Below are 11,860 nucleotides of genomic sequence, written 5' to 3'. Positions count from 1 at the left end.
GCCTTTCGCGGTGAGGGTTTGCGAGGAGCGGGAGGGGTCGGGGCGGGGCGCCGGGGGGCGGGTCAGCCGAGGAGGGAGCGGCCGATGATCTCCTTCATGATCTCCGTCGTGCCGCCGTAGATGGTCTGGATGCGGCCGTCGGTGAAGGCGCGGGCGACCGGGAATTCGCTCATGTAGCCGTATCCGCCGTGCAGTTGCAGGCAGCGGTCGGCGACCCGCTTCTGGAGTTCGGTCGCCCACCACTTGGCCATGGAGGCGTTGACGGGGTCGAGGCCGAGACCCGTCGGATCGGCGTGCTCGGCGATACAGCGGTCCACGAAGGCGCGGGTGACGGCGCACTCGGTGGCCATCTCCGCGATCTCGAACCGCACGTGCTGGAGCCTGGCGAGCGGCCGGCCGAACGCCTCGCGCTCCTTGACGTACCGGGTGGTGAGCTCCAGGAGGTGCTCGGCGCCGGCGATCCCGGCGACCGCGATGGCCAGGCGCTCCTGGGCGAGGTTGGTCATCAGATGGACGAAGGCGCCGTTCAGCTCGCCGAGCAGGTTCTCCTTGGGGACGCGGACGTCCTTGAAGAAGAGTTCGGCGGTGTCCTGCGACTTCTGGCCGATCTTGTCGAGGTTGCGGCCGCGCTCGAAGCCCTCCATGCCGCGCTCGACCACGAGCAGGGAGAGGCCGTGGGCGCCGCCCTCGGGGGTGGTCTTCGCGACGACGATCACCAGGTCGGCGAGGATGCCGTTGGAGATGAAGGTCTTGGAGCCGTTGAGGACCCAGTGGTCGCCGTGGTCCTCGGCGGTGGTGCGGATGCCCTGGAGGTCGGAGCCGGCGCCGGGCTCGGTCATCGCGATGGCGGTGACGGTCTCGCCGGAGCAGAAGCCGGGCAGCCAGCGCCGCCGCTGCTCGTCGGTGGCGAGCTTGGTGAGGTACGGGCCGATGATGTCGTTGTGGAGGCCGATGGCGAGGCCGGGGGCGGCCGCCCTGGTGAACTCCTCGGCGAGGACGGAGGCGTACCGGAAGTCGGGGTTGCCGCCGCCTCCGTACTCCTCCTCGACGGCGATGCCGAGCAGACCCTGCCGCCCCGCGGCGAGCCATGCCTCGCGGGAGACGATGCCGTCCTTCTCCCACTGCTCGTAGTGGGGCAGCACCTCCTTCTCCAGGAAGGTCCGGACGACCGCGCGGAAGGCTTCGTGGTCCTCGGTGTAGAGCGTGCGCTTCATACGGTCTTCGTCTCCTGGGTGTGCGGAGCGTCGTGGGCGTGCGGGGCGTGCGGGGCGTCCTGTGCGTGGAGGGCCGGGACGGCCCAGTCGCGGGCGACCTCGGCGGTGTCGGCGCCGGGCAGGGCGGGGCCGGTACGGAGGGTGCCCGGGGTGGCGGAGAAGCGGGGCGCGGGCGCCGGCTGGACCAGTCCGCCGTGCTCGGCGAAGGTGGCGCGGGCCGCCAGGTGCGGGTGGGCGGGGGCCTCGCGGAGCGAGAGGACCGGGGCGACGCAGGCGTCGGTGCCCTCGAAGACCTCGGTCCACTCGGCGCGGGTACGGCTCCGGAAGCGCGCGGCGACGGCCTCGCGCAGCTCGGGCCAGCGGGCGAGGTCGCGGCGGAGGGACGTGGCCCCTTCCAGGCCGAGGAGGCGGGCGAACTCGTCGTAGAAGCGTTCCTCCAGCGCGCCGACCGCCATGTGGCCGCCGTCGGAGGTCGCGTACACCCCGTAGAAGGGGCAGCCGCCGTCGAGGAGGTTCACCCCGCGCCGGTCCTGCCAGCCGCCGGCCGCGACCATGGCGTGGATCATGGTGGTGAGGTGGGCGGTGCCGTCCACGATGGCCGCGTCGACGACCTGCCCCTCGCCGTGGGCGCGGGCGTGCTGGAGGGCGGCGAGGACGCCGATGACGAGATAGAGGGAGCCGCCCGCGTAGTCGCCGACGAGGTTGGCGGGGATGGCCGGCGGCCCGTCCGGGTCCGGGCCGATCATGCCGAGGGCGCCGGTGACGGCGATGTAGCCGATGTCGTGGCCGGCCGTGGGGGCGAGCGGGCCGTCCTGGCCCCAGCCGGTCATCCGGCCGTAGACGAGCCGGGGATTGCGGGCGAGGCACTCCCCCGGCCCGACGCCGAGGCGTTCGGCGACGCCGGGGCGGTACCCCTCGATCAGCACGTCGGCGCGCTCGACCAGGTCGAGGACGGCGGCGGGGCCGCCGGGGCTCTTGAGGTCGAGGAGGACCGAGCGCTTGTTGCGGTTGGTGAGGTCCTTGGCCGGGTCGACGCCGATGCCGGCGCCGCCGGGGCGGTCGACGCGGACGACGTCGGCGCCGAGGTCGCCGAGGAGCATGGCGGCGAAGGGGCCGGGCCCGATGCCGGCGAGTTCCACCACCCGGACGCCGGCGAGCGGGCCGGTCCGCTCGGTCTGCCTCGTGCCCATCGAGCCCCCAGGAGTGTGTGACACCAATGATGTAACACCGGAGATGCTAGGAACGTGTTCCACTCGGCACAAGCCCCCGGGCCGAGCAAGCGCTTGGATATTCGCCGGGCGGACGGGTCCGCTATCCTCCGCCGACGACATGCGGACGGCATCGCGGACGACGTGCCGTCGACACGCCGGCCGCATCGCGGACGGCATCGCGGACGCCGGCGCCGACGGCACCGGCCAGGGACGGGAGTGGGGCTCGATGGAGACAGGGGCGGGCGCGGGGCGGGACCCGGGCGGGGAGGCCGGAGCGCGGCCGTACGACGTCGTCCTCTACGGGGCGACCGGGTTCGTGGGCGAGCTCACCGCGGAGTATCTGGCCGAGCACGCCCCCGCAGGGTGCCGCTGGGCCCTCGCCGGACGGTCGGCGGCGAAGCTGGCGGCGCTGCGGGACCGGCTCGCCGCCGTCCGGCCGCACTGCGCGGACCTGCCGCTGGTGGTCGCGGACTCCGGCGACCCGGCCGCGCTGCGCGAACTCGCCCGGTCCGCCCGGGTGGTGGCCTCCACCGTCGGCCCGTACGTCTGGTACGGCGAGGGGCTCGTCGCCGCCTGCGCGGACGCCGGCACCGACTATCTGGACCTGACCGGCGAGGCCGAGTTCGTCGACCTCATGTACGTCCGCCACGACGCCCGCGCCCGGGAGACCGGCGCGCGCCTCGTGCACGCCTGCGGCTTCGACTCCGTCCCGCACGACCTCGGCGTGCTGTTCACCGTGGAGCGGCTGCCGGAGGGCGTACCGCTGCGCGTCGACGGTTTCGTCCGGGCCGGCGCCGTCTTCTCCGGCGGCACCTTCGCCTCCGCGCTGACCGCCTTCGGCCGCGGCCCGGAGATGCTGCGGGCGGCCCGCGAGCGCCGGCTGCACGCCCCCCGTTCGGTGGGCCGGCGGGCCCGCGCGCCGCTGGGCGCCCCCCGGTTCAGCACCGAGACGGGCACCTGGGCGCTGCCGCTGCCCACCCTGGACCCGCAGGTGGTGGCCCGGTCGGCGGCGGCGCTCGACCGGTACGGCCCCGACTTCCGCTACCGCCACTACGCCTCGGTGAAGACGCTGCCGATGGCGCTCGGCGGCACGGCGGCGATCGGGGCGGCCGTCACGGCGGCCCAGGTGCCGGCCGCGCGGCGGTGGCTGATGGACCGGTACCGGGCGGGCGACGGCCCGTCGGCCGAGCGGCGCGCCCGCAGCTGGTTCACCGTCCGCTTCGTCGGCGAGGGCGGCGGGCGGCGCGTCTTCACCGAGGTGTCGGGCGGCGACCCGGGCTACGACGAGACGGCGAAGATGCTCGCGGAGTCGGCGCTCTGCCTGGCCCTGGACCCGCTGCCGAAGACGGCGGGCCAGGTCACGACGGCGGTGGCGATGGGCGACACGCTCATCGCCCGGCTCGGGGCGGCGGGCCTGCGCTTCCGGGTGGCACACGCGGAGTAGCGGCCGGGAGGGGCCGTCACCCGCCGGTCCCGCACCGGTCCGACGGTCACGGGCCCGCCGTTCACCAGCCGATCATGTCGGGGGCGGTGTCGTCGGTCACGACCGCGTCGATCTCGACCTCGACCAGCCACTCCGGGTCGATGAACCGGGACACCTCCACGAAGGTGCAGGCGGGCCGGACGGCGGCGAACCGCTCGCCGTGGGCGCGGGCCGCCTCCCGCCAGGTCGTGGCGTCGGTGAGCATGACCCGGGTGCGGACGACGTCCTCCGGGCGGGCGCCGGCCTCGCGGAGGGCGGCCTCGGCGATGTCGAGACAGCGGACGGTCTGGGTGTAGACGTCGCCGGGTGCGGTGGTGGTGCCGTCGGGCGCGATCGGCGCGGTGCCGGCGACGGAGACGTACGGGCCGTGCCGTACCGCGCGGGAGAAGCCGATCTCCGGTTCGAGCGGGGAGCCGGAGGAGACGAGGCGCCGGGATGTGGTCTGCGGATCCATCCGCTCATCCTGCCCACCGCGCACGCCGTCGAAGCGGAGAACGACGACGGGCGACGACGGGCGACGACGGGCGACCGACACGGGCGACCGACGGGTCCGGGCGCGCCGCCGGGCCCCTCAGGCGCCCATGAGCCGGAACGGGTGCCCGGCGGGATCCGCGTACACCCGCCACAGCGGTCCGGCGTCCGCGCCGGAGCCCCCGTCCGCGCCGTCTCCGCTCTCCCCGGATCCGCGCTCCCCGGATCCGCGCTCCCCGGGTCCGCCCTCGCTGAGCGGCACCGCGCCGAGGGCGAGCACCCTCTCGTGGGCGGCGGCCGGGTCCGGGACCCGGATGTCCAGCAGGAACTGCTGCTCCGGGGCGCCCCAGACGGGCGGCCGGTGGTCGGCGACGTCCTGGAAGGCGAGGACGGGCCCGTGCGCGTCGCGCAGCACGGCGGAGCCCGCGCCGACGGCGAGCCCCGGGTCGGGCGCCGTGATCTTGCCGCCCAGCACCTCCCGGTAGAAACCGGCGAGTTCGTGGGCGTCGGGGCAGTCGAGGACGACGCAGCGCAGCCGCCCGTTCATCCGGTCGTCCAGTCGGTGAGCACGTACAGGACGGCGCAGGTCCAGGCGAGCGCGGAGAGCGCGGCGACCGCGAGGGCGGCGGGCAGCGCGCGGCCGGCGGAGCGGCCACGGGGGCGCGTGGTGACGGGGGTTGTCATGACGGCCACTGTGCCGTGGGGGTCTGACAGCGGACATCCGTACGGGTACTCAGACGCTACTCAGGGCGCGGCGCCGGCGGTGAGCGCCTCGGCGAGCGCGCGCCGGCAGAGCGCGTCGGCGTGCCGGGTGGTCTCGGGGATCCGGTAGCGCGGGGCGAGCGCGAGCGTGTGCGCGCAGGCGTTGCCGAGGGAGATCCGGTGCCCGACGGAGACGAAGACGGGCTTGACCCCGCGCCGGGTCCGCAGCGCCCTCCCGACTTCCTCGCCGCCGGCGAGCAGCGGCGCGAAGTCGCCCCGTTCCGGGCCGGGTTGCTCGTACGAGAAGGTGAAGGGGTTCTTGGCGACGCCGATCGCGGGCCGGCCGGTGAGCACGCCGAGGTGGCTCGCGAGCCCGAACCGTCGGGGGTGGGCGAGGCCGTATCCGTCGCAGACCAGCAGCCCCGGGTCGGCGGTGAGCGCGTCCAGGGCGGCCAGCACGGTCGGGATCTCGCGGAAGGCGAGCAGGCCGGGGACGTACGGGAAGGAGACCCGCCCCACGGCGGTCGCCCGCTCCACGACCGCCAGGGTCCGGGCGTCGAGGACCACGGCCGCGGCGGCGACCAGGTCCCGCTCGTCGTCGTAGGCCACGTCGAGCCCGGTGACGTGCCCCTCCCCCGCCGGCGGCCCCTCCTCCGTCAGCACGAGCCGCCCCCGCAGCCCGCGCTGGACCTCCAGCGCGGTCTCCTCGTCGGCGGGCCAGCCCGCCGGAACGCCGATGATCCCCATGCGGCCACCCTACGGCGGAGGCGTCCGGGCCCCCTGTCACCGGGGTGCGGTAGCGTCCCCGGATGACCGCGATCGACGAGCTCGTACGCCTCTGCCCGCCGCCCTCCGAACCGCCGTCCGCCGTGGACTGGGCGGGGACCGAGCGCGCGCTCGGGGTGCCGCTCCCCGACGACTACAAGCGGCTGGTCGAGACGTACGGCCCCGGGGTCTTCTCCGAGACGGTGTGGCTGCTGGCCCCGGACGCGGGCCGCTCCCACGTCGACCTGCTCGCGCAGACCGCCGAACGGGACGAGATCCTGGAGTCGTTGCGGGAGTGGGAGGCCGACGAGTGGCCCGAGGAGCTGGGGGAACCGGGGGCGCGGGTGGTGCCCTGGGCGTACGAGGAGGGCTCGGGGGCGTTCCTGTACTGGCTGGTGCGGCCGGACCGGGACCCCGGCGAGTGGCCCGTCCTCTACAACGAGGGCCGCGGTCCGCTGTGGGAGCGGCACGGGCCGGGGTGCGCCGCCTTCCTCCTGGGGGTGCTCACGGGCACGGTGGAGACCTCGTACTTCGGCTACCTGTACGAGACGCTGAAGCCGGCGGAGCACCGTTTCGAGCCGGACTCCTCGCTGCCCGAGGACTGATCGACGGGGCCGGGCACGCCGGTAGCCTGGGCGCATGTTCGTACTGGAATTGACCTACACCGCGCCCGTCGAGCGGGCGGACGCCCTGATGGACGCGCACATCGCCTGGCTGGACGAGCAGTACGCCGCCGGGGTGTTCCTCGCGTCCGGGCGGAAGAACCCGCGGGACGGCGGGGTGATCCTGGCGGCGGGGGTCGACCGGGCCGCGATCGAGCGGATCGCGGCGGCCGACCCCTTCAGCTCCGAGGGCGTGTGCGCGTACCGGATCACCGAGTTCTACGCGTCGAAGACCGTGGAGGGCCTGGCCGGCTACCGCGAGCAGCCGCCGGCCTGACCCCGGGGCCGTCGGCGGCGGCTCGGCTCCTCGGCGCCGTCCCTCAGTGGCGGGCGAGCCGGGCGACGCGGCCCTTCTCGCCCGAGGCCCAGCAACCGCCGTCCGGCGCGCAGTCCACGGTGTCGTACGAGCCGGTGTCCACGGTCCGCCAGGTGCGGCCGCCGTCGCGGGTGAGGTCGGTGCCGGTGGGTCCGACGGCCAAAGCTGCGCCCTTGGCGCGCGGGAGCCAGGCGGCGGCGGAGCGGTAGGCGGGCGGGGGCGTGGCGGCCGGCGTCCAGGTGCGGCCGCCGTCGGCGGTGACGGCGGCGGCGCGCGGGGAGGGCTGTCCCGTCCGGTAGTCGCCGCCGACCGCGAGGCCGTGGTGGCGGTCGCGGAAGGCGAGCGCGAAGACGCCGCGGGCGGGGTCGCCGGCCGGGACCGGGCTGTCGGTGACGGTCCAGGTGCGGCCCCGGTCGGCCGAGTGGAAGACCCGGGCGGTGGCGGCGCCGCCGGTCGCGAACCAGACGTCGTTCCCGCCCCGGTCGGCCGTGATCAGGCACTGCCCGCTCGCGGCGAAGCCGGCCTCGCCGGGGAGCGCCGGGGGCATCCCGGAGTCGGGCAGGACGTGCCAGCTGTGGCCGCCGTCGCGGGTGGCGAGGACGCGGAACCTCCCGTCGACCGGGTCGCTCAGGGCGAGGCCGTGGCGGCGGTCGAGGAAGGTCACGCAGTCGTAGAAGGCGCGCGGGTCGGTGTTGCGGAAGGTCTCGGTCCAGGTGGCGCCGCCGTCCTCGGTGCGCAGCAGCCGGGACGCCTCGCCCTCGCCGATGGCGAGCACGACGGCCCGCCGGGCGTCGAACGCCTCGACGTCGCGGAGTTCCAGGCCCTCGCCGCCGGGCGGGGAGACGTTCCGCCAGGTGCGGCCGGCGTCGGTGGTGCGCAGGACGGTGCCCCGGGAGCCGGCGGCCCAGGCGGTGCGGCGGTCCACCGCGGCCAGGCCGCGGAAACGGACGTCGGTCCCGGTCGGGGTGAGCTGCCAGCCCGCCGACGAGGCGGGGGCCGTGGCGGTCACGGGGGTCATGGGGGTCGCGGGTGTCACGGAGGCCGTGAGGGTCACGGAGGCCGTGGCCGTCGCGGGTGTCACGGAGGCCGTGGCGGTCTCGGGTGTCGCAGGGGCCGTGGGGGTCTCCCCGGCCCGCGCGGGGGCCGCGAGGGAGAGCGCCAGCGCCGCCCCCACCAGCCCCGCCGTCATCGTGCGGCGCGTCGTTCGCATCGTTCGCACAGGTGTCATGGCGCCGGAAGCTAGCGCGGGCGGGCGGGCCCGTCCAGAGGGCCTCCGGAGCGGCGCGCCCCGCCTCCGCCCACCCGCCTCCGCCCGCCTCCGTCCGCCTCCGTCCGCCTCCGGAACCGCCTCCGTCCCGTCCCCGTCCCGTCGGAGTGCGGGGCGCGCCGGGCGTTCCTAGGCTGGGATCATGACTGAGGTGCCGGCGGAGGCCGGGACGGAAGCCCCGGCCGAATCCCCGATCGCGGAGAAGCCGCGGCTGAAGGAGTACGACGGCGAGGGCATCACCGTCACCTTCGAGCCGCGCCGCTGCCTGCACGCGGCCGAGTGCGTCCACGGCCTGCCCGAGGTCTTCGACCTGTCCCGCCGCCCCTGGGTCCTGCCGGACGCCGCCGCGTCCGAGCGGGTCGCCGAGGTGATCCGGCGCTGCCCGTCGGGTGCGCTCCGGTACCAGCCGGTGGAGGGCGGCGCGGAGGAGCGGCCCGACGTCCCCACGACGGTGCGCCGGAACTCCTCCGGGCAGCTGGTGCTCCGCGGCGACCTGCTGGTCTCGGGCGAGCGGGGGGACCTGCGCGAGACGCGGGCGATGCTCTGCGGCTGCGGGGCCTCGCGGAACCAGCCGTACTGCGACCGCTCCGGGTCCTGCGCGGAGCCGGACGACGACGTGCCCGAGCAGCGGTAGCGGTCCTCCGGAAGCGGCGGTGACGCACCTCACGTAGGGGGTGAGTGCACGAACCGGCCGTTCCGCTCGTCTTCATGAGTGTCAGGTGCCCTGGTGTCGGGGAGACGCACAGGATCGCAGCCCCGCGAGAGGAGCCCGCCGTGTCCGCCGTGATCGAGCAGCCCGTCCAGGCCCGTCTGGTCGCTTCCGCTCCCCGGATGGAGACCGTTCCCGCCACGCTCCGCTACGACCGCGGGGACCCGTACGCGGTCAGCATGGCCTTCCCTCCGCCGGCCACCCTGGAGGGGGTCGAGGTCTCCTGGGCCTTCGCCCGCGACCTGCTCGCGCAGGGGGTCGACCGGCCCGCCGGCGACGGGGACGTACGGCTCCGGCCGTACGGGTACGACCGCACGGTGGTGGAGTTCCACGCACCCGAGGGGGTGGCGATGGTCCACGTGCGCACCTCGGAGCTGCGCCTCTTCCTGGAGCGCTCGCAGCACCTGGTGCCGGCCGGGCGCGAGCACCAGTACCTGGACTGGGACCGGGACCTGGCCGCGCTCCTGGGCGAGCTGCCCTGAGCGGTCCGCCGTAATCCGGTTGCCTCCCCCGTGGGCGGGGTCCTACCGTCGGTGGGGTCAGATCGCCTCCCGATCGGAGCCGGAACGTTGATCTTCTGAGGTCCCGAGACACCGTGCCGCGCGCGTGCCCCGTGCCGTGCGTGCCGTTCTCGACCTCGGTGGACGAGCCGTTCCCCACGCTGCCCGCGCCCCGGTGTCTCACGCGTCGCACCCCTTCCACGCTCACACCGTGCTCGCGGCACCGGAGGCCCTCGTGTCACATCAGCCTGTCTTTCTCTCCACCACCTCGCTCTCCTTCTCCTGGCCGGACGGCACCGAGGTCTTCGGCGACCTCGGGGTGACGATCGGTCCCGGCCGCACCGGCCTCGTCGGCACCAACGGCTCGGGGAAGTCGACCCTGTTGCGGCTGCTCGCCGGGGAACTGACCCCGAGCGCCGGTTCCGTACGGGCCTCCGGCGAGATCGGGTACCTCCCGCAGAACCTGGTCCTGGACACCGGCCGGCGGGTCGACGCGATCCTCGGGATCGACCGCGAGCGGGCCGCGCTGCACGCCATCGAGGCGGGCGACGCGGCCGAGGAGCACTTCGCGGTGCTCGGCGACGACTGGGACGTCGAGGAGCGGGCCCTGGTCGCGCTCGACCGGCTCGGACTCGGCTCGATCGGCCTGGACCGCACGGTCGGCGAGGTGTCCGGCGGCGAGTCCGTGCTGCTGCGCCTGGCGGCGCTGCTGCTGGCGCGGCCGGACGTGCTGCTGCTCGACGAGCCGACCAACAACCTCGACCTGTACGCCCGTTCGCGCCTGCACGAGACGGTCGAGAGCTGGTCGGGGGTGCTGGTGGTGGTCAGCCACGACCGGGAGCTCCTGGAGCGGGTCGACCAGATCGCCGACCTCCACGACGGCGGGGTGAGCTGGTACGGCGGGTCCTACTCGGACTACGAGGAGGCGCTGGCCGCGCAGCAGGAAGCCGCCGAGCGGATGGTGCGGGTCGCCGAGGCGGACGTCCAGCGGCAGAAGCGGGAGCTGGCGGAGGCCGGCCAGAAGCTGGCGCGCCGGAGGCGGTACGCGCAGAAGAGCTACGAGAACAAGGTCGTGCCGAAGGTCGTGGCCAACACCCGGCGGGGCGCCGCGGAGGTGTCGGCGGGCAAGCACCGCAATCTGCACGCGGACCGGCTGGCGGAGGCGCGGGAGCGGCTGGACGTGGCGGCGGAGGCGGTGCGGGAGGAGGACGAGATCCGCGTCGAGCTGCCGCACACTTCGGTGCCCCCGGGGCGCGAGGTGCTGCGGATCCGCGACCTGGAGCTGCGGTACGGGGCGCGGGTCGAGGGCGGGTTCGAGCTGCGGGGCCCGGAGCGGATCGCGCTGACGGGCCGCAACGGGGCCGGCAAGACCACCCTGCTGCGGACGATCGCCGGGGAGCTGGCGCCCGTGTCGGGAGAGGTGGAGCGGCTGGTGCCGCTCCGTTTCCTGCCGCAGCGCCTCGACGTCCTCGACGACGGGCTCAGCGTCGTGGAGAACGTGGCCCGGTTCGCGCCCACGGCGTCGGGGAACGCGATCAGGGCCCGGCTCGCGCGGTTCCTGTTCCGGGGGGCACGCGCGGATCAGCCGGTGGGCACCCTGTCGGGCGGGGAGCGGTTCAGGGCCACGCTGGCGGCGCTGCTGCTCGCGGAGCCCGCTCCGCAGCTGTTGCTGCTGGACGAGCCGACGAACAATCTGGACATCGCGTCGGTGCGGAAACTGACGGCGGCGCTCCGCGCGTACGAGGGGGCGCTGGTCGTGGCCAGTCACGACCTGACATTTCTGGAGTCGCTGGGGATCACGCGCCGGCTGCTCCTCGACGGCCGGTTGCGGCCGACGTCGGCGGAGGAGCTCCGTGCGGTGGCGGGGTCCCGCGCGGGGTCCGCGTCGGGGTCTGACGTGAGGTCAACGGTGGAGTAACGCCCAGGACTTGGTGCCGCCCTCGGGAGTGAGGGCGGGGGCCAGGCCCCAGTCGCCGCCGTGCTCCTCGACCGCCGCGGCCAGCAGCCACATGCTGCGGCTGCGGCGGTCGCGGCATTCCTCGGCGGCGTCCGGCATACGGTGGGCCGGATGCTGGTCGTAGACGACGATCCGCAGAGCGTCGTACTGCCAGCGCAGCCGCAGCGCCATCTCCCGATCGGGGGTGAACCGGTAGGCGGCGGCGACGAGTTCGGACGCGGCGAGGGCGGCGGTCTCGCGGAGCTCGGCGAGGCCGTGACGGGTGAGGAGGCCGCGGACGGCCTCGCGGGCGAGGCCCGCGCAGTAGGCCCCACCGGGGAGCAGCATCGAGTAGCTGAGGTTCTCCGTGGCGGGGGGTATGGGCCCGGCCGCCGAGGTGGCGGCCGGAAGGCAACGCAGGGCGCCCTTCATCGGATTGCTCACATTTCCTGTACATGGGGGTGCTCTGCACACGGACATGGTCGCCCCGTGTGAGACTTGCGCTACCGACCGTAGCGCAGAAGCGGAGCACAGTGCTACTACTTGCAGGTAGTGGCGCCGTTTTCGGACAGAGAGCGATCAGCGGCGCGGGAACGGGGGCGGCGGGAGCCGCCCGGCAGGACG

14 protein-coding genes are annotated in these 11,860 nt (G+C 75.0%); 6 read left to right on the top strand and 8 right to left on the bottom strand.

From position 1 onward, the window contains the following. Nucleotides 1-62: 62 nt before the first annotated feature. Both ACIGHB_RS01225 and ACIGHB_RS01220 read right to left on the bottom strand, forming a co-directional pair. Nucleotides 63-1,214 (bottom strand): acyl-CoA dehydrogenase family protein, encoded by a 1,152-nt coding sequence (locus ACIGHB_RS01225; RefSeq protein ID WP_399908492.1) that lies wholly within the window; start codon nucleotides 1,212-1,214, stop codon nucleotides 63-65. Next, on the bottom strand, nucleotides 1,211-2,404 hold the full coding sequence (locus tag ACIGHB_RS01220; protein WP_399908489.1) for a CaiB/BaiF CoA transferase family protein: 1,194 nt from the start codon (nucleotides 2,402-2,404) through the stop codon (nucleotides 1,211-1,213). Before ACIGHB_RS01220 ends, ACIGHB_RS01225 begins: the two co-directional genes overlap by 4 nt. A gap of 247 nt (nucleotides 2,405-2,651) precedes the next feature. Here ACIGHB_RS01220 and ACIGHB_RS01215 point away from each other — a divergent pair, with 247 nt between their 5' ends. Beyond that, nucleotides 2,652-3,869, top strand: coding sequence for a saccharopine dehydrogenase family protein (locus tag ACIGHB_RS01215; protein WP_399909336.1), 1,218 nt, complete (start codon nucleotides 2,652-2,654; stop codon nucleotides 3,867-3,869). Nucleotides 3,870-3,930: 61 nt separating this feature from the next. Here the strand turns inward: ACIGHB_RS01215 and ACIGHB_RS01210 are convergent, their stop codons facing one another. The 4 genes from ACIGHB_RS01210 to ACIGHB_RS01195 form a co-directional block, all read right to left on the bottom strand. Further along, on the bottom strand, nucleotides 3,931-4,362 hold the full coding sequence (locus ACIGHB_RS01210; protein ID WP_360315903.1) for a RidA family protein: 432 nt from the start codon (nucleotides 4,360-4,362) through the stop codon (nucleotides 3,931-3,933). A gap of 117 nt (nucleotides 4,363-4,479) precedes the next feature. Next, entirely contained in the window at nucleotides 4,480-4,926 is a 447-nt protein-coding gene (locus ACIGHB_RS01205; protein ID WP_399908486.1) for a VOC family protein, read from the bottom strand. Then, nucleotides 4,923-5,063 carry a morphogenic membrane protein MmpA gene (mmpA, locus tag ACIGHB_RS01200; RefSeq protein ID WP_399908483.1) on the bottom strand — a complete coding sequence of 47 codons (141 nt, stop codon included), beginning with the start codon at nucleotides 5,061-5,063 and terminating at the stop codon, nucleotides 4,923-4,925. Before mmpA ends, ACIGHB_RS01205 begins: the two co-directional genes overlap by 4 nt. A 60-nt stretch (nucleotides 5,064-5,123) precedes the next feature. Continuing rightward, a complete protein-coding gene (locus ACIGHB_RS01195; RefSeq protein ID WP_399908480.1) occupies nucleotides 5,124-5,828 on the bottom strand; it encodes an endonuclease V in 705 nt (234 codons plus the stop codon). A 62-nt stretch (nucleotides 5,829-5,890) separates the two neighbouring features. Between ACIGHB_RS01195 and ACIGHB_RS01190 the strand changes: the two genes are divergently transcribed. Together ACIGHB_RS01190 and ACIGHB_RS01185 are read left to right on the top strand one after the other, a co-directional pair. Continuing rightward, entirely contained in the window at nucleotides 5,891-6,451 is a 561-nt protein-coding gene (locus ACIGHB_RS01190; RefSeq protein ID WP_360315911.1) for an SMI1/KNR4 family protein, read from the top strand. Between the two features lie 34 nt (nucleotides 6,452-6,485). After that, nucleotides 6,486-6,785 (top strand): YciI family protein, encoded by a 300-nt coding sequence (locus ACIGHB_RS01185; protein ID WP_360315913.1) that lies wholly within the window; start codon nucleotides 6,486-6,488, stop codon nucleotides 6,783-6,785. Between the two features lie 43 nt (nucleotides 6,786-6,828). Here ACIGHB_RS01185 and ACIGHB_RS01180 read toward each other — a convergent pair whose 3' ends face one another. Further along, nucleotides 6,829-8,052: a WD40/YVTN/BNR-like repeat-containing protein gene (locus ACIGHB_RS01180; RefSeq protein ID WP_399908476.1), complete on the bottom strand. Its 1,224-nt coding sequence runs from the start codon at nucleotides 8,050-8,052 to the stop codon at nucleotides 6,829-6,831. 181 nt (nucleotides 8,053-8,233) lie between these two features. Here ACIGHB_RS01180 and ACIGHB_RS01175 point away from each other — a divergent pair, with 181 nt between their 5' ends. The 3 genes from ACIGHB_RS01175 to ACIGHB_RS01165 all read left to right on the top strand — a co-directional run bounded on the left by ACIGHB_RS01175 (nucleotide 8,234) and on the right by ACIGHB_RS01165 (nucleotide 11,218). Beyond that, nucleotides 8,234-8,725: a (4Fe-4S)-binding protein gene (locus tag ACIGHB_RS01175; RefSeq protein WP_399908473.1), complete on the top strand. Its 492-nt coding sequence runs from the start codon at nucleotides 8,234-8,236 to the stop codon at nucleotides 8,723-8,725. Nucleotides 8,726-8,865: 140 nt separating this feature from the next. Further along, complete coding sequence (locus ACIGHB_RS01170; protein ID WP_360315917.1) at nucleotides 8,866-9,282, top strand: SsgA family sporulation/cell division regulator; 417 nt, start codon at nucleotides 8,866-8,868, stop codon at nucleotides 9,280-9,282. Nucleotides 9,283-9,535: 253 nt separating this feature from the next. Beyond that, nucleotides 9,536-11,218, top strand: coding sequence for an ABC-F family ATP-binding cassette domain-containing protein (locus ACIGHB_RS01165; protein WP_399908470.1), 1,683 nt, complete (start codon nucleotides 9,536-9,538; stop codon nucleotides 11,216-11,218). On the opposite strand, the gene ACIGHB_RS01160 is transcribed toward ACIGHB_RS01165, so the two are convergent. Continuing rightward, nucleotides 11,204-11,680, bottom strand: a complete 477-nt coding sequence (locus ACIGHB_RS01160; protein ID WP_360315921.1) for an ATP-binding protein — start codon at nucleotides 11,678-11,680, stop codon at nucleotides 11,204-11,206. The two genes, ACIGHB_RS01165 and ACIGHB_RS01160, sit on opposite strands and share 15 nt — an antisense overlap. Between the last annotated feature and the right edge of the window lie 180 nt (nucleotides 11,681-11,860).

The sequence above is a fragment of the Streptomyces sp. NPDC085460 genome, assembly GCF_044541975.1.
Taxonomy (GTDB): Bacteria; Actinomycetota; Actinomycetes; order Streptomycetales; family Streptomycetaceae; genus Streptomyces.
The sequence above is the reverse complement of the archived record's forward strand: the minus strand, read 5'-3'. Positions and strand labels throughout refer to the sequence as shown.